This is a genomic window from Pseudomonadales bacterium (assembly GCA_041395945.1).
GTDB lineage: Bacteria > Pseudomonadota > Gammaproteobacteria > Pseudomonadales > Azotimanducaceae > SZUA-309.
Genome location: JAWKZN010000001.1, coordinates 2,633,361 through 2,652,157 on the forward strand (window position 1 = coordinate 2,633,361; position 18,797 = coordinate 2,652,157).

An 18,797-nucleotide genomic window follows, 5' to 3' on the forward strand; every position below is an offset into this window, starting at 1 on the left:
CACGCCCGCTTCTGCCGATCGGCCGTGCCCCTTTCTGCCTGAGCGCGCCGCAGACAGGAACGTCACAGAGAACGAGCGTCACGGTCAGGAACGACACGACGGGAACGACAAAACAGGAACGATGTAACAGGAACGACATAAACAGGTCTCGCCATAAGCCACTGCGTCGTCAGCATGCGGCGCACAGACCTCCAACCAACCGCGGGGAGTAGAACAACAGCAATGCACACGCAATCGGATCAGCCAGCAGCACAATCGGCCGCCAGAAAGTCAGAAGGATCGACTCAGGCCGCAGTCGGAACACAGGCGGAGGCACAAAGAGAAGCCATCACCCGCACTCTGTCTCCCTCGATCGCGGCGACCGCGCCGGGTCAGCTCAAAGTCATCAAGCGCAATGGCACCGTGGTGCCCTACACCGACGACAAGATCGCCGTAGCGCTGACCAAGGCCTTCCTCGCCGTGGAAGGCGGTACCGCGGCCGCGTCCCCCCGCATCCGCGAACTCGTGGCTGAACTCAGTGAGCAGGTCAGTGCAACCTTCAGGCGTCGTTTCCCATCGGGCGGCACGATTCACATTGAAGACATTCAGGATCAGGTGGAACTGTCTCTGATGCGCTCGGGCGAGCACAAGGTTGCCAGAGACTACGTCCTGTATCGGGAGGATCGCTCCCGCGCGCGTGCGGAACGTTCCCGCGCGGCCGCCCCCGGGGCAGCGCCCAAGCCGCAGATTCAGGTGGTGCTCGCGGACGGCAGCAGGGAAAACCTGGATGTCGAACGCATGCGTCGACTGGTGCAGGAAGCCTGTGCGGGCCTGGAAGACGTGGATGCCGATCGCATCATCACCGAAGCCATGGCGAACATGTACGACGGCATCTCGGAAAAGGATGTGGGCACGTCACTGCTCATCACTGCTCGCACCCTGGTCGAAGAAGAGCCGAACTACACCCTGGTCACCGCAAGGCTGCTGCTCGATGAACTGCGCACCGAAGCCATGACGTTCCTCGAAGTCGGCAGAGGATCGGTACACCGCGCCACCCAGAGCGAGATGGTGGAGCTCTATCCCGCCACGCTGAAGGCTTTCATCGCCCGGGGTATCTCGCTGGAACTGCTGTCACCCGATCTGGCCGGCTTCGATCTGGATGCGCTCGGTGCGGCGCTGAAACCCGAGCGTGATCTGCAGTTCACCTATCTGGGTCTGCAGACACTGTATGACCGCTACTTCATTCACTCAGACGGCACCCGCTTCGAGCTGCCTCAGGTGTTCTTCATGCGTGTGGCCATGGGTCTGTCGATTCAGGAAGACGATCCGAATGCCCGGGCCATAGAATTCTACGACCTGCTGTCGTCTTTCGACTACATGAGTTCCACCCCGACCCTGTTCAATTCGGGCACCCTGCGCTCACAGCTGTCGTCCTGTTTCCTCACCAGTGTGCCGGACAATCTGGAAGGCATCTACGGCGCGATCCGGGACAACGCCCTGCTCTCCAAATGGGCCGGCGGTCTGGGCAATGACTGGACCCCGGTGCGCGCACTGGGTTCCTACATCAAAGGCACCAACGGGAAATCACAGGGTGTGGTGCCTTTCCTGAAAGTCGTCAACGACACCGCTGTCGCAGTCAATCAGGGTGGCAAGCGCAAAGGGGCAGTGTGCGCCTATCTGGAAACCTGGCACCTGGACATCGAGGAATTTCTCGAACTGCGCAAGAACACGGGGGATGACCGTCGGCGCACCCATGACATGAACACGGCCAACTGGATTCCCGATCTGTTCATGAAGCGGGTATTCGCCGATGGTGAGTGGACGCTGTTTTCGCCGAGCGACGCTGTGGATCTGCACGATCTGTACGGCCGTGCATTCGAAGCCCGCTACGAAGCCTACGAGGCGATGACCCGGACCGGCGAACTGCAGCTGTTCAAACGCATCCGTGCCCAGGATCTGTGGCGGAAAATGCTCTCGATGCTGTTCGAGACCGGTCATCCCTGGGTGACCTTCAAGGACGTCTGCAACGTCCGCTCACCTCAGCAGCACGTGGGCGTGGTTCACTCCTCCAATCTCTGCACCGAGATCACACTGAATACTTCAGAAGAAGAGATCGCGGTGTGTAACCTGGGTTCGGTCAACCTGCCACAGCACATCGTCGACGGCGAGCTGGATCTGAAAAAGCTGAAAAAGACCGTGCGTACCGCACTGCGCATGCTCGACAACGTGATCGACATCAACTACTACTCGGTACCCCAGGCCCGCACATCGAACATGCGCCATCGCCCGGTGGGCCTCGGCATCATGGGTTTCCAGGATGCCCTCTACAAGCAGCGTATTCCCTATGGCAGCGACGAGGCGGTGACCTTTGCGGACCGCTCGATGGAGGCGATCAGCTACTACGCGATCGACGCCTCCTGCAGGCTGGCGAAGGAGCGTGGCGCCTACGCCAGCTTCTCCGGCTCACTGTGGAGCCGCGGCATATTGCCAATCGACTCTCTGAAACTGCTCAAAGCAGAGCGCGGAGATGAACATCTCGATGTTGATTTCTCCAGCACGCTGAACTGGGACAAGCTGCGCAACAAGGTGCAGATCAACGGCATGCGCAATTCCAATGTGATGGCTATTGCGCCCACGGCAACCATCGCCAACATCACCGGAGTTTCCCAGTCGATCGAACCCACCTATCAGAATCTCTATGTGAAATCGAACCTGTCCGGGGAATTCACAGTGGTGAATCCCTTCATGGTGCACGATCTCAAGAACCTGGGATTGTGGGACAAGGTGATGGTCAACGATCTGAAGTACTACGACGGCAGCCTGAGTCAGATCCAGCGGATACCGGATGAACTCAAGCGGCTGTATGCCACCGCCTTCGAGGTCGAACCACGCTGGCTGGTTGACGCTGCCAGCCGTCGGCAGAAGTGGATCGATCAGGCCCAGTCCCTGAATCTCTACATTGCCGGCGCCTCGGGTCGCAAACTCGACATCACCTACCGTATGGCCTGGTTGCGCGGTCTCAAGACCACCTACTACCTCCGCGCCCTGTCCGCCACCAGTGCGGAGAAGTCCACCCTGGACCGTGGCACGCTGAATGCGGTTGCTGCCAGTCAGCAGGACACCAGAGCAGGCGCACAGGGATCGCGGAAGCAGACCGCGGGCGCGCCAGCGATCGACGACAGTCTCGCAGACGCCACACCTGCCGATGTGCCGCTGGCCTGTTCACTGGATGACCCGGACTGCGAAGCCTGCCAGTAAAAGATTCGAGGAGACGAAACACGATGTTGAGTTGGGACGAGTACGAAGAAGAATCGAATGAGGACACTGGGGCCATGTCCGCAGCAGTCACTGCACCTGCAATGGCCCCGGCGCCTGCTGAGGCACCCGCTGCTGCAGCTGCTCCCGCAGTGGTGCGCACTGCGACCTCGGTGGCCGCACCGGCGGCTGCACCAGCACCAGTCGCGGTGCCCGCTGCAGAATCAGACACTGCTGCGGCAGTGGCGCAGACACCTCTGGAGGCAGCCATCAACGTTGCGGAACCTGCAGAGCCCCAGGTTCTGCTGCAGGCAGCGGAAACTTCCGCTCTGGAAGATGCCCAGGCCGCGGTTGCCGCCCTGGAAGCGCCCATGGTCACGGAGGATGGCGAATACAGCCGGGTAACGGTCGATCAGAAGCGCATGATCAACTGCCGCGCGGATCTGAACCAGCTGGTGCCCTTCAAGTACGAGTGGGCCTGGCAGAAATATCTCGACGGCTGCGCTAATCACTGGATGCCCCAGGAAATCAACATGACGGCGGATATCGCCCTGTGGAAATCCGAAGGTGGACTGACCAGCGACGAACGCACCGTGGTGAAGCGCAATCTCGGCTTCTTCTCCACCGCGGATTCTCTGGTGGCGAACAATCTGGTGCTCGCCATCTACAGGCTGATCACCAATCCGGAGTGCCGGCAGTATCTGCTGCGCCAGGCCTTTGAAGAAGCCATTCATACCCATGCCTATCAGTACTGCATCGAATCACTGGGCATGGACGAAGGCGAGATCTTCAACATGTACCATGAGGTGCCTGCGGTCGCCCGCAAGGCTTCCTGGGCATTGAAGTACACTCAGGAGATCAACGATCCGACCTTCAACACGGGCACTCCCGAGGCGGACCGGACACTGCTGAAGAACCTGATCGCCTATTACTGCGTTCTCGAAGGCGTGTTCTTCTACTGCGGCTTCACCCAGATCCTCTCCATGGGTCGTCGCAACAAGATGACGGGCACATCAGAACAGTTCCAGTACATCCTCCGGGATGAATCGATGCACGTGAATTTCGGTATCGATGTGATCAATCAGATCAAGCTGGAGAATCCCCATCTCTGGGACGAAGAAACCCAGTCTCTGGCCCGGCAGATGATTCTCGAAGGCATGCAGCTCGAGATCGAGTATGCGAAAGACACCATGCCCCGCGGCATCCTCGGCATGAACGCCAACATGATGGCCGAGTATCTGCAGTTCATCGCCAACCGGCGGCTGGCCCAGATCGGACTGCCCGAGCAGTTCCCCGGCGTCAAGAACCCTTTCCCCTGGATGTCGGAGATCATGGATCTGAAGAAAGAGAAAAACTTCTTCGAGACCCGGGTAACTGACTATCAGACCGGCGGCGCCCTGTCCTGGGACTGATCTGCCGCGTCCGCAGGGCGTATGGCGCGTTACACTAACCCCTCCTGATGGAGGGGCTTTTTATGCGCGCTGGCAATTCGACGGGCAGGGACCCGCTGCAACACCCGATTCGAGACACCACTGGCTTTGCCACTCGAAGCCGAAAGCACCCATTCGCCGATCTCCTCCTGGCCCTCATCCTGCTCAGTTGTGCCGCTGGCGGAGCTGCTGCGGTGCAGGAGGCGTCCGGGACAGGCATTTCCACCACCACCTTTACTGTGGCAGGTCTGTCCGCCCCCGCTGAGATCGTCGTCGATCACTGGGGGGTACCGCACATCTACGCCGCCGACCACTACGACGCTTTCTTCGTGCAGGGTTTCAACGCAGCCAGGGACCGGCTCTGGCAGATCGACACCTGGCGACGCCGGGGCTTAGGCACTCTGTCCGAGGTGTTCGGCGCAGCCCATGTCGAGCAGGACAAGGCCGCCCGGCTGTTTCTCTATCGGGGGGACATGTATGCCGAATGGCTGGCTTACGGTTCTGATGCGAAACGCATTGCCCAGGCTTTCACCGCCGGTATCAATGCCTATGTCGATCTGATCGACCTCCAGCCGCACCTCATGCCACCGGAATTCGATCTGCTCGACTACCGCCCGGCGCGCTGGCAGCCGGAAGACGTGGTGCGCATCCGCAGCAACGGACTGTGGCGCAACGTGACAAACGAAGTGCAGCGGGCCCGGCTGCTCTGCGAGCTGGGTACAGAGACCGGCCTGAAGGCAGCCGGCTGGTGGCACCGCCTGGAGCCGGACTGGCAGACATCCGTCCCCGAAGGTCTCGACCCCTGTGACATACCCGCCAACGTGCTGGACCTCTATCTGCTCGCGACAGCGCCGGTGAGCTTCCCCGATCAGCTCGACAATCCAGCCACGCCCGGCAGCACGGCCGTCGACCACAGATCGGCTCTGCTCACCGGGAGCCGCAGCCGGGCGCTGTCCAGAGATCCGGGCAGCAACAACTGGGTGGTCGCACCCGGGCGCAGCGCGACCGGCCGGCCCATTCTTGCCGATGATCCGCATCGCGGACACGCTTCTCCCTCGCTGCGTTACATCGCCCACCTGAACGCCCCGGGGCTCGATGTCATCGGTGCGGGCGAGCCGGCTCTGCCCGGTATTTCCATCGGCCACAACCAGACGGTTGCCTTCGGTCTGACCATTTTTCCCATCGATCAGGAAGACCTCTACGTGTACCGCTCCCGCCGCGGCGGCTATCTCTACGACGGCGACAGCGAGCGTATCGAGGTTGTGGAAGAACTGATCAACGTCCGCGATGGCCCTCCCCGGCCGGTGCGTCTGGAATTCACCCGTCATGGTCCCATCGTGATGAAGGCCCGCAACCTGATCTTCGCCGTGCGGGCGGCCTGGCTCAAACCCGGCATGTCGCCCTATTTCGGCAGTGTGGAATACATGCGCGCCGGGAACTGGCGGGAGTTTGTCGGTGCCCTCAACCGCTGGGGAGCGCCCTCGGAAAATCAGGTATACGCCGATACGGACGGTAACATCGGCTACAAGCCCGCGGGCCTGTTCCCGCGCCGCCACAACTGGGATGGTCTGCTGCCGGTACCCGGCGACGGTCGCTACGAGTGGGACGGTTTTTTCGACATGGACGTTCTGCCCGAAGAGTTCAATCCAGTCCGCGGTTTCACGGGCAGCGCCAACTCCATGAACCTGCCCCCGGACTATCCGATCGCCGAGAAGCGCATCGGCTTCGAGTGGTCGGCACCCTGGCGTTACCGCCGACTCTGGGAGGTGCTGGAGAGCCAGGAGGCCCACGATCTCACCGACTCCCACATCCTGCAGAGAGACTACCAGTCTGTGCTGGCCAGGGAACTCCTGGCCCGGCTGCCGGGGTCGCCTTACGGCAACGGTCCCGCCGAATGGCTCAAAGACTGGGATGCGGTGCTCTCGGCGGAATCCGATCGCGCCGCTTTCTTCGCGGTCTGGTACCACCGCCATCTGCTCCCGGCCCTGGCTGAGCATCTGCTGCCCGGCAACGGCAGCCTGCTGCCATCCCTGGACAGCGGTGTCGTGCTCGAACAGGTTGCACTCCCTGCCAACAGCGCGCTCATCCTGGCCACTCTGGATGCCGCCTGGATGGAGACCGGCATTCTGCTCGGACAGAATTCTGCGGGCTGGCGCTGGGGGGATCTGCATCAGATCCGCTTCACCCACCCCCTGGCACACCTCGCCGATCCCGAACTCGCCGGACAGATGGCCTACCAGGCTTATCCCCGGGGAGGCGACGCCAACACCACGAACAATACCGGCTATTCCCCCCGGGATTTTCTGGTCCGCTCCGGCGCTTCTTTCCGCATGGTGCTGGATGTCGGCAACTGGGACGACGCGGAGATGACCAACGCACCCGGTCAGTCCGGTGATCCCCGTTCACCCTTTTATGACAATCTTCTCGAAGGCTGGGCGCAGGAACAGAGCTTTCCGCTGCTCTATTCCCGCGCAGCGGTGATGGCCAACCAGGCACTGCGGATCGAGCTGCAGCCGCTGCCGAAACCCTGATACATTTGAGTCAGAGGAGGGAGTTCCGAGCATGTCCCGACGGGAAACCTGGAATGCACGCTACGCGACGAAGGAGCTGATCTGGTCAGCTGGCCCGAATACTCTGTTTGCTGAAACGGTGAAATCCCTGACCCCCGGGCATGCCATCGATGCCGCCTGTGGTGAGGGTCGCAATGCACTGTGGCTCGCCGAGCAGGGCTGGTCTGTCACCGCCATCGACTTTTCCGACGTGGCCATCGACAAAGGGCGACAGATCGCCGCACGCCGCGCGCTGAATATCGAGTGGGTGACGGCAGATCTCACCGAACTATCGCTGCCCCGGGATTCCTGTGATCTTCTCGCCATACTGTACCTGCACACCGCTCCCGATGAGCGGCAGATCTGGCTGCCGAATCTCATCAGCACAGTCCGCTCCGGTGGCAGCTTCGTCTACATCGGGCACGACCCCAGCAATATTGAGCACGGGGTCGGCGGTCCCCAGGATGCCGCGCTGCTGCCAGGTGTGGATGCGCTGTGCGCTGCGCTCCCGGGATTCCGGATACAGCGCGCTGAAGTCGTATCGCGAACGGTAGACAGTGATCCCGGCCACACCGACAAGGCGCACAACGAGTCAGCGGAGCCTGGCGCGGGCCCCTCGATCGCGCTGGACACGTTTGTTCACGCGATTCGAGCGTGATCCAACGGGCACCACGGCCACGAAGTTCGGAAAGAGGTTGATCAGAGCGAGGGTGAGGACGGGGTGCGCCGGGCCTCGCTCGGCAGCTCCGCTGTGCCCTCCTGTGGCGTTTTGCCTCGCGTGAGGAACACGCGAGTCAACCCGCCGTCGTCGGCCTCGCTACACGGCCCGGCGCAGCCCGTCCTCACCCTCGCCTTGGCCACCATCCCGAGCTTCGCGGCGGTGGGTCCGGCTGACAGCCAGGGAAATCGACCGGCGCTGTCTTGGATCGAACGCGAAGCTGGGGTGGAGAGGGGAGTGTGGCGGACCGTGGAGCGAGGCCGAGTGAGGTGGATTGACTCGCGGCTCTGCGCGAGGCAACTCCGCCAATCGAGGGCAGCCCGGAGGGCCCGAGCGTAGGTCCGTCACACTCCCCTCTCCACCCCAGCCTCTCAATCCGCTCCAAAAACAGAGAGTCGGTGGATCAACCCAGCTTTGTCAGCATCGCCTTAAGCTCAGCGATAAACGCCTGCGGCTGGTCGAGAAACACGTGATGCTGGGCGTCTTCAATGCCAACGGCCGGAAACGACTGTGGCACCAGTTCACGCATGTACTCGAGCGTGCGAGCGGAGAACAGTTCGCTCTTTGCACCGTAGATCAGACCAAGCTTCACCTGCAGATTGCGGAAGTCATCGGGCACCCTTTCACCCCCCTTGAGGGTCGCCGGCAGGTCGTCGTCGAATTTCCAGCTCCAGCCGCCGTCGTCCATCGGCAGCAGGGAATGGCGGGCGATGTACTCGAGGATATAGGCGTTCTCACAGGGTTGAGGCGGTTGCAGGCGGAAGCGGCCGAGCGCGGTTGCCTTGTCGGGATACACCTTGCCCTTGCCGCCCATCATCATGGTCAGATGCTCGGGCGGTGGATCGTCGGGATGGCGGATGCCGGAATCCACCAGAATCAGTCCGCCATATCGCTCCGGGTAAAGGTTCATGGCCTTGACCGCCATCGCGCCGCCGAAGCTGTGCGCCACTACCATCACATCGTTACCGAAGCCGAGCTCATCACACACCGCGACGATTTCATCCGCATAGGTGACACTGTCGTATTCGTAGCGGAAGTCCGAATCCCCCATCCCGGTGAGATTGGTCGCCGCGACGTCGTAACTGTCCAGGAAGGCGGGTGCGATGAAGTCCCACCAGTGGGAGTGGGCATACATGCCGTGTATGAGCAGCAGCCCGCGTTTACCACTGCCGCCCTTCCAGTGCTGATAAACCACATCGCACTCGTCGACCTCGACCGAGCCGGTCTCGTATTCGGTTTCCACCGCCTCGAAGAACCACTCGGGGATGGTGGAACCACCGCCTTTGTCCCACCGCGCCATGTCAGAGTCCTCCGAAACGCTTCAGATGGAAATCCACGTTACCGAACAGGGTGTCGATGATGGTGAGCCGTTTAAAATAGTGCCCCACATTGAGCTCATCGGTCATCCCCATTCCGCCATGCAGCTGCACCGCACCCTGGCCCACGAAGCGGCCGGACTTGCCGACCTGTACTTTGAAGGCAGACACCGCCTTGCGGGCCGTATCACCATAACCTTCGTCCATCCGCATGGCAGCCATGTACATGAGGGACTTGGCCTGTTCATGCTCCATGAACATATCGACCATGCGGTGCTGAAGTACCTGGAATTTGCCGATCGGCTGGCCGAACTGCTCCCGGGTCTTACAGTATTCCACAGTGGTCTTGTAGAGCACCTCCATGCAGCCTACCGCTTCGGAACCGACAGCGATGATGCCTTCGTCGATGACCTGCTCGATGATCGGCAGTGCCGCTCCCGCCGTGCCGAGCAGCGCATCCGCAGAAAGCTGCACGTTGTCGAAGGTGATTTCCGAAGCCCGGAAGGCGTCCACGGTGGGATAATCACGCCGGCTCAGGCCTTCTGCATCTGCGGGAACGATGAACAGTGACACACCTTCCGCATCGCGCTGCCCACCCGCAGTGCGTGCCGACACCACCAGAAAGTCGGCGGCTGGTCCATTGAGCACGACCGCCTTATAGCCGTTGAGCACCCAGCCATTCGCGGAAGCGGTCGCCGTGGTCGTCAGATCCGCCAGGTTGAAGCGTCCCTGGGGCTCGGCGAAAGCGAACGCACTCTGCAGCGACCCATCGATGATGCCGGACAGATAGCGGTTTTTCTGCTCCACACTGCCCGCAAGCTTGAGCGCTGCGCCGGCGAGAATCACCGTGGCGAGATAGGGCTCGATCACCAGCCCTTTGCCGAACTGCTCCATCACGATCATGGCGTCCACCGCAGTGCCGCCGAAGCCACCGTCCGCCTCCGTGAAAGGCACCCCCAGCCAGCCGAGTTCCGCGAAGGTACGCCAGTTGTCGCTGCTGAAACCCTGCTCAGACCTGGCCAGCTTCTGCCGCTCCGCAAAGGCGTAGTCGTTCTGGATGAACTTTCCGATACTGTCCTGCAGCAGGGTCTGTTCGTCGGAAAAAGAAAAATCCATGGAATCCCCTAATGACCGGTCTGTGCCGGTCTCGGCTTGAGTTGATGGTATCCGCGCGGACCGGTCTCCACGGGCAGTTGTCCTGAAACACTCCGGCGGCGGCCGCGGACCAGAGACCGGCAGGCAAGGCCCGGACTTTCCGGCATACCGGCACAACCGCCCAGTGCGCCAACATACCCGAACGCTTGATCCTTGGCACCCCGTGAGGACCGCCAATGGCAAAGACCGCCACTTCGAGGCAACATAGCCGGCTCACTTGAAGGGGGCGTCATGACCTATAACACCATCAAATACGAAGTTGCCGATGCAATTCTGACTCTCACCCTCAATCGACCCGAGATTCTCAACGCGTTCAACCGGGAGATGCTCGCGGAAATGCTCGACGCCTTCGATCGGGCAGACGCCGATGATTCTGTACGCGCCATCATCGTCACCGGCGCAGGCCGCGGATTCTGTGCCGGTGCGGATCTGTCTTCCGGGGGCAACACCTTCAATGCCGACGCCCGGGGAGATCGCGAATCCGGTCTGCAGCCCGATGGTGGCGGCATACTCACCCTGCGGATCTTCGAATTGAAGAAGCCCATCATCGCCGCCATCAACGGCGCTGCGGTTGGCGTAGGGGTTACCATGACCCTGCCGATGGACATCCGTCTGGCTTCAGATGGCGCCAAATTCGGTTTTGTCTTCGCCCGTCGCGGCATCGTTCCGGAAGCCTGCTCGAGTTACTTTCTACCCCGGGTGGTCGGCATCAATCGCGCCCTTGAGTGGTGTTACAGCGGTCGTGTTTTCCCGGCCGCCGAGGCACTGGCGGCGGGTCTGGTGCGCAGTGTGCACGACAAGGACGAACTGCTCGATGCTGCGCGCGCCATCGCCCGGGAAATCGCCGACAACACCTCGGCCGTTTCCGTGACCCTGATCCGCCACATGATGTGGCGCATGCTCGGAGCCGATCACCCCATGGAAGCGCACAAGATCGATTCCAGAGGCGTCTATTACACCGGCCGCTCTGCCGACTCGCAGGAAGGTGTGCAATCGTTCCTGGAAAAACGCCCTGCAAAGTTTCCCGGTAAGGTGTCCACCGATCTGCCCGAGTTCTTTCCCTGGTGGGAGGAACGGCCCTTTTCGTAAACTCGCCCGGCTGCCCGGGTTTTCACACGCAGCCCCGCATCAGCACCCCGTCGAGGAGGAACCATGACAGAACCGACAATCGCACAGAAATCCCCGTACCCCGTGGAGGTCGCCAGCGGTAAGAAATACTTCTGGTGCGCGTGCGGCCGCAGCGGCAGACAACCCTTCTGTGATGGGTCCCACGAAGGCACCGGCTTCACGCCGATGGCCTATACCGCTGAAAAGGACCGGACCCTGTATTTCTGCGGCTGCAAGAAAACCGCCGGTGCGCCCCTGTGCGATGATACCCACAACTCGCTGTGACAGATCCGCGGTAATCACATGCTCTCCAAGCTTCTCAAATCAAAGAAACGGCTCGACGCCCCGGATCCGGCGGATCGCCTTGCCGCCATTACTGCCCTGGACGATGACCAGGCCGCGGCCAGTCAGGCCACCCTGGCGGCCATGGTTCGCAGCGATACGGATGATCGGGTGCGACGCGCGGCATTCGAGTATCTCAGCGATGAAAGCCAGCTCGCTGCGCTGCTGGACGCCGACGACTTTGCCGAAGCAGCGGCAGAACGTCTCGGCAGACATCTGCTCGCTCAGGGTTCCGACACCTCGAGCCCGCACCGGCACCACCCGCTTGTTGCCCGCTCGCTGTTGTGTCTGGCACCGAGCCCGGAGCGCATTGCCGGTATTGACGATCCGGTTGTACTGATCGACGTTCTGCTGCGCGCCGAACGCGGCGCGCGTGACAGACTCCTCGACGCACCCCTGCTCAAGCAGTCGAGTGCGCTGACGGAGCTTGAGCGACGCACCCGGAACAGGGATAAGACCTTGAACCGTCTGGCCCGAACCGGACTCGATGCCATCCGGACCAGCCGTACTCAGGCGCAACACCTGCAGACGCGGCTCGATGAACTTCTCGATGCACTGGAGCGCTCACTCAATCAGGCCGATATCAGCCAGATTCAGAAGCAGCGCGCGCTGCTCGTCGAAGCAGACTCAGCGCTGGCGGATCTGCAGCAGCTTGCACCCGGGATGGCCGCCTGCGGCGAACCGCTGAGTGCACTGGCCGATCAGCAGACGCGTCTCGACCAGCTGCGCGTCAAGATAAGTGCCGAACCTGCCGCGGCTGACCCTCAGCCCGTCATAGCCGACCTGCCCGCCGGTATCGACCCTTTCATCCATCTGGTCAGCGAATTCGAACGCCTCGAGCAGGATCTGCAAACCCGCACGGACTTCGATGCGCTGGCCGCCACCCGCCAGACGCTGACCGAGCAGTGGCTGGTCGCCGCAGATCATCAGCCGCCGAGCGGACCTCAGCATGCGGTGTTCGAGCGGATATCCCACGCCTACCGGGAGCTGGCGGACGCCCGGGAAAAGCTCGCAGGGATCCAGATCCCACAGCTCGCGCAGGACAGTCTGCCGGAGCAGATTCCCGGAGAGGCCGACGCGGCCCAGGCACTGTGGCAGCAGGTGCGCAGACAGCGCGGCCAGCTGCGGCAGATCGGACAGGCTCTAGCGCGCCTGAACTGGCCGGACTGGGCGCCGCTGGCCGAGCCCCTCTCTACGCTCCTGGCAGTTCAGACTGCATCCCAGGCGCGGATCGACACACTGCTGGCCCAGGCGGAAACCGAGCGCGATGCCGCGGAAGCGCTGCTGGCCACCCTCGACAGCCAGGTCGAGCAGGGACAGAGCCAGGCGGCCCAGGCCAGTCTCAAGCAACTGCGTGCCCAGTTGCGCCGCCTGCCTGAACATCTCGCGGAGCCGCTGAATCGACGCCTGGGCCAGGATGCTGCGCGACTGGGCGAGCTGCGTGACTGGCAGACCTTTGTGACCACGCCCAAGCGTGAAGCACTGTGCGAGGCCATCGCCCGGCTGGCGGATGCGCCTCTGCCACCCGCCGATCAGGCCCAGCGCATCAAGAATCTGCGTGCCCAATGGCGCGCCCTGGGACCCATCACCCAGGCAAAGGATCGGGCTCTGCTCGAGACCTTCAATCAGTCTGCGGAGCGCGCCTTCGAACCCTGCCGCGCCTACTTTGCCGAGCAGGCCGAGGTGCGCGCCGCGAATCTTGCCGCCCGGGAACAGATCTGTGCCCAGCTCGAGCGCTATCTGGAAGAGACCGACTGGCCCCGGGCCGACTACAAGGCAGCGGAAAAAATCATGCGCACCGCCCGGGATGCCTGGCGTCCGCTGCACCCGGTGGATCGGGGTGCCGGCAACAAGATTCAGGCCCGCTTCGAGTCGCTGCAGGCTCGACTCCACGACCATATCAGGGCCGAGTGGGAGCGCAATCTGGAAACCAAGCGTGGCATCGTTGCCGAGGCGGAAGCCCTGCTCTCCTCGGAGCTGAGTCCGTCCGAGCGCGCAGCCGCCAGCAAAGCGCTGCAGCGGCGCTGGCAGGCGGTGGGACCGACCCCGCGGCGTCCGGATCAGCAGCTCTGGCAGGCGCTGCGCCGGGCCAGTGACCGGGTATTTGCCGGGCTCGACGACGCTCGAGCGGCCGCCAGAGACGCCGCGATCGCGGATGAACGGGCAACCGGGCAGCTGCTTGCCGAGTTTGCCGCGGCCGTCGCGGCGCTGGATGCCGACCACCGGCCCGAGCAGCGGGTTCTGAGCGATTTTCAGACACGCTTCGAATCCCTGCCCCTGCTCCCCGAACGCAGCCAGCGGGCAGCACAGAAACGTTTCGACGATCTCGCCCGCAGCTATCAGTTCGCCCTCCGGGATGCTGCAGCCGCCAGCAGACGCAATCGTCTGCGCACACTGCAGACCCTGGATGAGTCTGTCAGCGCTCAGGAGCGCGCGCGTGCCGAAGGCGCAGAAGCCGGCGCCGAGCCGACCGATGCGCTGCTCCTGGAGCGCTGGACGTCGACGGCGCCGGTGGCCACCGACGTACTGCAGCGCATGACCATCGAAGCGGAGATCGCCGCCGGACTGGATTCTCCGCCGGCAGATCGGGATACCCGGCTGGCGATCCAGGTCGACATCATGAACTCCGGCATGGGCCGACGGGCGTTGCGCACAGACGCCAGGGCGCTGGCCGAGGACTGGTGCCGACTGGGACCGAAACTCGAAGATGTGGCCGGGCTCAGATCCCGTTTTTTCGCCGCACTCGACGTGCTGGAAAAGCTCTGAGTCTGCGGGGCCCATGGCGCCTCTCAAGCTGCACTGGTCCCACTCCAAGCCCAATTTCGGCGACTGGCTGTCACCGCTGATCTGTGAGTATCTGAGCGGGCGTCCGATCGTGCACGCGGAGTTTTCCAGTTGCGACCTCGTCGCCGTGGGCAGTCTGCTGCAGCGTGCGACCGAGCACTTCTGGAACCGGCGTGTCGAGGTCTGGGGAACCGGGCATATCGCCGCACGCGCGCCCGCACCCAGCCGCCATCACTATCACGCCCTGCGCGGACCGCTCTCTGCCGCCTGTATCACCAACCATTCTGTCCAGGTATTCGGTGATCCAGGTCTGCTGGTGGATCGTGTGTTCGGTCCGTCGAAGCCGCAGCGCCGGACCCGGCTCGGCATCGTCCCGCACTATCGGGATCAGGAGGATGGCTCCATCGCGGCCCTTGCCGCGGGAATCAGCGGCAGCCGCATCATCGACGTCTTCGATCCACCGCCGAGCGTGGTGGCTCAGATCGCGTCCTGCGACTTTGTGGTGTCCTCGAGCCTGCACGGACTGGTGGTGGCCGACAGCTACCGGGTACCCAACTGCTGGCTGAAAGTCTCGGACAGGCAGCGCGGAGAGGGATTCAAATACGCCGATTATTACGGTGCATTCGGCCTCGACGCTCCGGAACCGCTGCGCATCGAGGATTCGCTACCGACCCTCGACGATATCGCCACCCATATCGGTGACTGTCGACGGGAGGAGCTGGAGACGCTGAAAGACGCCCTGTGCACCAGCTTTCCCTTTCTGCCGCGCTAACCTCCGGGCCACCGCGCAATCAGTCCATCCCGCCCGTACGTCCATTTTCCAGCCAGTTCCGGTACTCGGCAGGCAGCTGCGCCATGACTGCTTCATACAGCGCCAGATCTTCCTCATCCAGCACGCCGACCCAGCGTCCGTTGGTTCCTTTGTTTATAAAAGTGTGAGCACCCCCCTTGAAAGCGAAATCGATGTTCTCCCCCACCACCCTCCCCGGATCCTTTTTCACCTCTTCGAAGCTGCAGCGCCGCACGACGTCCTGCCACTGCCCGGCCGGCAGATCGATGTCGAGATAGCCGGCAATGCGCCGCATTTCACCACCCAGATCTGCGAGCAGGTCATTGAAATGCAGCATCAGGATGTTGGGGAGATGCCGGTAGCGCCAGTAAGTGAGTGCATGACTCAGATGGGACCAGTAAGGGTATCCGCCGATCTCCCACTCGAACCCGCTCTTCGTCATCCAGGTGCGCCAGGTGGTCTTGGTGTCGTCCAGAAGGCGGGGGAAGGGGTCACCAACCAGCCCCGGGACATTGTTCATCGCCGTGTAAAACGCTTCCGTGTGACTGCCCCAGTGATTGAGCAGCGACATGAACACATCCCGTGGATCCCGCGACACGCAGATGTACTTCGTCTGTTCGTTGTAGGGGATCCCGTCCAGCGGCAGGTGGGTTTTCAGGTAGCGCCTGTGGGTTTGAGCCTCCAGCTGACCCAGCACCAGCTCCAGCGGAAAAACCCGCTGATCCAGCCAGGGTGAGATGAAGCTCGCTGGTCCAGGTAGATCTCCATCGGGAAACAGCAGATTGCCGACGATGGTCTGGGTGAAGGTGGTACCCGCCTTGTAGGAAGTCGCGATCACGATGTCGTCGCTGCGGGGTGTGAACCAGTTCCAGCGGGTGCTGTCCATATGGTGGTTCTGATAAACGTGTTCCCGTCGAGGCAGATCGCTCATCGCGTGCTTCCTTCTGTTAATCCCAACACCGTTGCAGCAGGCACTGTCACCGCTCACTACCGGCCCGTCAACGCCGGAGTCGCCTGCCCCCAGTCCGGGCTGGATCCAAAAAAGCTTTGTGCCTATCCTCCACGGAACTTTGCGCACCTGAACCTTCGATGAAAACAGTCGTCTTTTACCACTCACCCCGCTGAGGCCGCTGCCGAGCGGCAGGTCTGTCGCTGGAAAAGCTGCAGCCGGATTTCCCGGACATCGCCATCACCCGGGTAAACGTGCTCGAACATCCGGAGGCGCCGCGCGAGAAGGGTATACGGAGGTATCCGACGCTGACGGACGGCGAGCGGAAACTGGATGTGCTGTTCATGACGCGGGGGAGAATCCGACGCTTTCTCGCGCAAGCGAGCGGCCAGGGGGCCCAGGGGGACTCTGATTGAGTTTCCCTATGGCAGACGCAGACTCACCGCCGCCCCGCCCAGTGCGCTGGCTCCGATGGCAATGCTGCCCCCATAGGCGCTGACCAGTTCCTGCACCATCGCCAGCCCTATGCCCTGTCCTGTCTGGATTTCATCCGCCCGGGTACCGCGATTCAGCACTTCCTCCCGCAGCGCGACGGGAATGCCCGCGCCATCGTCTTCCACCACCACCACCACGGGGCTGCTGCCACTGGCAGAAATCCGGACACGCTGCTGCGTGTACTTGAATGCGTTGTCGATGAGATTGCCCAGCATCTCCATGAGATCCCGCTCATCACCGCGCACGTTCAAAGTTCCGGGTATGCGGACTTCGACTTCGATGGTCCGGTCCGCATAGGCTTTGCGCAGCGCACGCAGCAGCCGCTCCACCAGAGTGGCCAGCGGAACCGGTCTGCCGACCACCACCGGTCCGGTCACAGCGGCACGACTGAGCTGATGGGTGACCGTGCTCTCCATGCGATCGAGCTGCTCACACAGCAGCGCCTGGGCAGGATCCCGGGAGGCGAGCTCATTGCGGATCACCGCGAGCGGTGTTTTGAGACTGTGGGCCAGATCTTCCATGGCCTTGCGGTAGCGGCTGCGGCTGCGGCGTTCGTGTTCAACAAATCGATCGAGATTCACTGCCAGTGCCTGCACCTCGACCGGATAGTCCGCAGACAGCCGATCCCGACGGCCCTCCTCCAGCTCACTGATCTCGCTGGCCATGGTGCGCAGCGGCCGCAACCCCCAGCGCACCGCCAGATACTGTGCAAGCACGAAGAACAGCGTGACGGCGCCGAGCCCGATGTACAGATTGCGACGGAAATTGTCGATGGCCGCCAGGAACGGTCGCTGATCGGTCCCCACCGAGAAGGTCACCAGCGCGTCCGCCGACTCCTCCCAGATCACCGCATAGCTGAGAAAAAAACGCCCTACAGCAGATTCGCTGCCGTTGGCTGCTTCGAATCTGAATTCACCCGGACGCAGTGGTCCATCCGCTGGAAAGTTCACACCGGTGGTGATGGCTGAGGGAGAGAGCCAGTCGGGCCTGCCGTCGAAGGCGTTGATCCGGGCGTAGAGGCCGCTCTCGGGCTGATTGAGTCGAGGCTCGGGCAGTTCTCCGCCGAAACTGAAGCCTGCCGCCGAATCGTTCACGGCCCCCATCAGGGAATAGATCACGAGGCGCAGCTGTTCTTCCGCGCTGTCCAGCACGCTGGCACGAAACGAGCGGTCCAGAACAACACCTGCCAGAGACAGGAAGGTGCCGAGAACTACTGTGGTGATCACCAGCAGGCGGGTCTGGATCCCTGCCTTCAAGCAGCGGTTTCCTGATTGAAGCGATAGCCCTGGCCGCGGATGGTGCGGATCGGATTCACCGGCAGCAGTTTCTTGCGCAGGCGGCCGACGAAAACTTCGATCACGTTACTGTCCCGATCGAAATCCTGTTCGTACAGGTGGTCGGTGAGTTCGGCCTTGGAGACGACCCGGTTCGGATTGAGCATCAGGTATTCGAGCACCTTGTACTCGTACGCGGTGAGTTCAATCAGACTCTCTGCGACCCGCACTTCCTTTTTCGCGGTGTCGAGGCGCAGATCACCCTGAATGATAACCGGCGAAGCATAACCGGCGGCCCGACGGATGAGCGCATTGATCCGCGCCAGCAGTTCCTCGATCTGGAAAGGCTTGGTGAGATAGTCATCTGCACCCGCCTCAAGGCCTTCCACCTTGTTCTGCCAGTTGCTGCGGGCGGTCAGAACCAGAACCGGAAACTCCCGGTTGAGTTTGCGCAGTTCGCCGATCAGATCGATGCCATCGAGCTTTGGCAGCCCGAGATCGACGACGGCGGCGTCGTAATCGTATTCCCGACCGAAGTAAAGACCCTCCTCGCCATCCGCCGCCACGTCGACGATGAAGCCTGCCTCCTTGAGTCGGGCCTTGAGCTGGGCCGAGAGATTCGGCTCGTCTTCCACCACCAGAATGCGCATGACT

General features: G+C 62.2%; 13 protein-coding genes. 8 read left to right on the top strand and 5 right to left on the bottom strand.

Annotation, left to right across the window (positions count from 1 at the left end):
• The first annotated feature begins 222 nt into the window (after nucleotides 1–222).
• From R3E82_12140 to R3E82_12155, 4 genes are all read left to right on the top strand, one after another.
• A complete protein-coding gene (locus R3E82_12140) occupies nucleotides 223–3,237 on the top strand; it encodes a ribonucleoside-diphosphate reductase subunit alpha (protein MEZ5551633.1) in 3,015 nt (1,004 codons plus the stop codon).
• A 74-nt stretch (nucleotides 3,238–3,311) separates the two neighbouring features.
• Nucleotides 3,312–4,646, top strand: a complete 1,335-nt coding sequence (locus tag R3E82_12145; GenBank protein ID MEZ5551634.1) for a ribonucleotide-diphosphate reductase subunit beta — start codon at nucleotides 3,312–3,314, stop codon at nucleotides 4,644–4,646.
• A 212-nt stretch (nucleotides 4,647–4,858) separates the two neighbouring features.
• Nucleotides 4,859–7,195 carry a penicillin acylase family protein gene (locus R3E82_12150; protein MEZ5551635.1) on the top strand — a complete coding sequence of 779 codons (2,337 nt, stop codon included), beginning with the start codon at nucleotides 4,859–4,861 and terminating at the stop codon, nucleotides 7,193–7,195.
• 31 nt (nucleotides 7,196–7,226) lie between these two features.
• Entirely contained in the window at nucleotides 7,227–7,871 is a 645-nt protein-coding gene (locus R3E82_12155) for a class I SAM-dependent methyltransferase (protein ID MEZ5551636.1), read from the top strand.
• A 463-nt stretch (nucleotides 7,872–8,334) separates the two neighbouring features.
• Here R3E82_12155 and R3E82_12160 read toward each other — a convergent pair whose 3' ends face one another.
• Together R3E82_12160 and R3E82_12165 are read right to left on the bottom strand one after the other, a co-directional pair.
• Entirely contained in the window at nucleotides 8,335–9,231 is an 897-nt protein-coding gene (locus R3E82_12160) for an alpha/beta hydrolase (protein ID MEZ5551637.1), read from the bottom strand.
• Between the two features lies 1 nt (nucleotide 9,232).
• A complete protein-coding gene (locus tag R3E82_12165) occupies nucleotides 9,233–10,363 on the bottom strand; it encodes an acyl-CoA dehydrogenase family protein (protein ID MEZ5551638.1) in 1,131 nt (376 codons plus the stop codon).
• A 270-nt stretch (nucleotides 10,364–10,633) separates the two neighbouring features.
• Here R3E82_12165 and R3E82_12170 point away from each other — a divergent pair, with 270 nt between their 5' ends.
• The 4 genes from R3E82_12170 (at nucleotide 10,634) to R3E82_12185 (ending at nucleotide 15,407) form a co-directional block, all read left to right on the top strand.
• Complete coding sequence (locus R3E82_12170; GenBank protein ID MEZ5551639.1) at nucleotides 10,634–11,491, top strand: crotonase/enoyl-CoA hydratase family protein; 858 nt, start codon at nucleotides 10,634–10,636, stop codon at nucleotides 11,489–11,491.
• Nucleotides 11,492–11,554: 63 nt separating this feature from the next.
• The gene (locus tag R3E82_12175) at nucleotides 11,555–11,794 is read left to right on the top strand and encodes a CDGSH iron-sulfur domain-containing protein (GenBank protein ID MEZ5551640.1); all 240 of its coding nucleotides are present in this window, start codon (nucleotides 11,555–11,557) and stop codon (nucleotides 11,792–11,794) included.
• An 18-nt stretch (nucleotides 11,795–11,812) separates the two neighbouring features.
• The gene (locus tag R3E82_12180; GenBank protein ID MEZ5551641.1) at nucleotides 11,813–14,617 is read left to right on the top strand and encodes a DUF349 domain-containing protein; all 2,805 of its coding nucleotides are present in this window, start codon (nucleotides 11,813–11,815) and stop codon (nucleotides 14,615–14,617) included.
• 13 nt (nucleotides 14,618–14,630) lie between these two features.
• Nucleotides 14,631–15,407 carry a polysaccharide pyruvyl transferase family protein gene (locus tag R3E82_12185; GenBank protein MEZ5551642.1) on the top strand — a complete coding sequence of 259 codons (777 nt, stop codon included), beginning with the start codon at nucleotides 14,631–14,633 and terminating at the stop codon, nucleotides 15,405–15,407.
• A gap of 19 nt (nucleotides 15,408–15,426) precedes the next feature.
• On the opposite strand, the gene R3E82_12190 is transcribed toward R3E82_12185, so the two are convergent.
• The 3 genes from R3E82_12190 to R3E82_12200 all read right to left on the bottom strand — a co-directional run bounded on the left by R3E82_12190 (nucleotide 15,427) and on the right by R3E82_12200 (nucleotide 18,793).
• Complete coding sequence (locus tag R3E82_12190; protein ID MEZ5551643.1) at nucleotides 15,427–16,356, bottom strand: sulfotransferase domain-containing protein; 930 nt, start codon at nucleotides 16,354–16,356, stop codon at nucleotides 15,427–15,429.
• A 440-nt stretch (nucleotides 16,357–16,796) separates the two neighbouring features.
• Entirely contained in the window at nucleotides 16,797–18,125 is a 1,329-nt protein-coding gene (locus R3E82_12195) for an ATP-binding protein (protein ID MEZ5551644.1), read from the bottom strand.
• Nucleotides 18,122–18,793, bottom strand: a complete 672-nt coding sequence (locus R3E82_12200; protein ID MEZ5551645.1) for a response regulator transcription factor — start codon at nucleotides 18,791–18,793, stop codon at nucleotides 18,122–18,124. Before R3E82_12200 ends, R3E82_12195 begins: the two co-directional genes overlap by 4 nt.
• Nucleotides 18,794–18,797: the final 4 nt, after the last annotated feature.